Origin of the sequence: Hyphomonas sp. UBA3601, from assembly GCF_002375605.1 — a bacterium.
Lineage (GTDB): Bacteria > Pseudomonadota > Alphaproteobacteria > Caulobacterales > Hyphomonadaceae > Hyphomonas.
Map to the genome: position 1 here is coordinate 40,755 of NZ_DFME01000107.1, position 1,930 is coordinate 42,684.

A 1,930-nucleotide genomic window follows, 5' to 3' on the forward strand; every position below is an offset into this window, starting at 1 on the left:
ACGCTGGAAACCTTCACGGTCACGCATGGCAAGGAAGGACCGAACAAAGGCATCGCGTTCGTACGCCTCGAGGATGGGCGCCGGGCACTTGCCGTCGCATCCCCCGCTGCGCTCGCGACGTTACGTGAAGATGCCTCGCCCGTCGGCCGCAAGGTTGCCGTCAGCGTGGATACTGAAAAGGAGCGTGGCACGTTCAGTTTCATCTGACCGAGCCGCTTGCCCCGCCCCCCGGTTTCGACCAATCTCCGGCGCATGACGAAACATTTCAAGACATTCGGCGTCATTGGCGGCGGCGCATGGGGCACAGCGATTGCCCAGATGCTGACCCGTGAGGCCCAGGACGTGCTGATCTGGTGCCGCGAAGCAGAGGTGGCCGAAGCCATCAATACGCGCCATGAGAATACGGTCTTCCTGCCGGGCGTACCTTTGAACCCCGCGCTCAAGGCGACATCGGACCTCGCAGACCTGCACCTGATGGACGCGCTCTTTTCTGTCGCCCCTGCCCAGCACACACGGGCAACCTTGCAGGCACTGAAAGAGCATATCCGCCCCGGCACACCAGTTGTCCTCTGCTCCAAAGGCATCGAACTGAAGACAGGCGAATTCATGACGCAGGTGCTGGCCGACGAGCTGCCCGAAGCGGTTCCGGCTGTCATGTCCGGCCCGAGCTTCGCCATCGATGTGGCCAAGGGCCTGCCGACGGCTGTGACCTTTGCCATCGAAAATGAAACCCTTGGCGCCGAACTGATCGCCGCTGTTGCGACCCCGAATTTCCGCCCTTACCTCGCGCATGACCTGTTAGGTGCAGAGATCGGCGGCGCGGTGAAGAATGTGCTCGCCATTGCGTGTGGTATCGCACTCGGCAAGGGCCTGGGCCGCTCTGCCCATGCAGCGCTCATTGCCCGCGGCAGCGCGGAAATGACCCGGCTCGCTCTTGCCCTGGGCGCCGAGCGCGAAACCCTTTCCGGCCTGTCAGGGCTGGGCGACCTCGTCCTGACCTGCTCTTCCGAGACGAGCCGCAACATGAGCTGCGGACTGGCGTTGGGCAGAGGTGAGCCCCTTGAAGACATCATGGGCGCGCGAAACGCCGTGACCGAAGGCGTCGCAACCGCGCCGGTTCTGAAACGGATTGCTGCAGAACGCGGCGTCGACATGCCGATCTGTGATGCAGTTGCGGATGTGATTGAAGGCGCAATCAGTGTCGATGACGCGATCCAACGCCTGCTGATGCGTCCGAACAAGGTTGAAACAGTCTAGGACGGATTTACCGACATCAAGCCCGTCACACCGGGGTTTTCACCAGTTCGAAATGAGACCGGACGGTGGGTTTGTCATCCGGAGAAACCGCGACACCGGTCTTGATCAGCTCGATCATATGACCAAGCACAGACATGGCTGCGGCTGGATGCAAGCGCTTGTCGACTTCGGCGTACATCACCTTGACCATTTCAGGGATCGAGGACTGACCCGCCCGAAGCTGGTCAAGAATGGCAGCTTCGCGAGCCCGGCGGTGGTTGGCGTATTCCGTGATGAAATGGTCGACGAATTCGCGGCCACGCACCGGATCGCCATGGGTAGGCCAAAGCGTGTCGAATTTCCTGGATTGAATCTTGTCGAGGCTGCGCATGTAATCGCCCATGTCCCCATCCGGCGGCGCGACAACAGTCGTGGACCAGCCCATGATGTGATCACCCGACAGACACGCATTCTCTTCGCGCAAGCCGAAGCAGAGATGGTTGCAAGTGTGACCCGGCGTCTCAATCACATCGAGTGTCCAGCCGGGGCCCGAAATCACGTCGCCATCGCCAACTTTGACATCCGGCATGAAGCCAAGGTCGTCTGCACTGCCAAGCTCGCCCTTGGCGGTCGGCACGCCGCAATTTTTCGCGTAAGTCTTGCAACCCGCCCACTGCGCCAAAGGCGTCGCCAG

2 protein-coding genes and 1 pseudogene are annotated in these 1,930 nt (G+C 61.2%); 2 read left to right on the top strand and 1 reads right to left on the bottom strand.

The features are described 5' to 3' along the window. A pseudogene (locus tag B4F73_RS10780) lies at positions 1-207 on the top strand (acetyl-CoA acetyltransferase); the annotation flags it as partial. 45 nt (positions 208-252) lie between these two features. Then, the gene (locus B4F73_RS10785; protein WP_290483239.1) at positions 253-1,257 is read left to right on the top strand and encodes an NAD(P)H-dependent glycerol-3-phosphate dehydrogenase; all 1,005 of its coding nucleotides are present in this window, start codon (positions 253-255) and stop codon (positions 1,255-1,257) included. A gap of 25 nt (positions 1,258-1,282) precedes the next feature. Here the strand turns inward: B4F73_RS10785 and B4F73_RS10790 are convergent. Further along, positions 1,283-1,930: MBL fold metallo-hydrolase (locus B4F73_RS10790; protein ID WP_290483240.1), on the bottom strand; the 648-nt coding region annotated here is incomplete at its 5' end.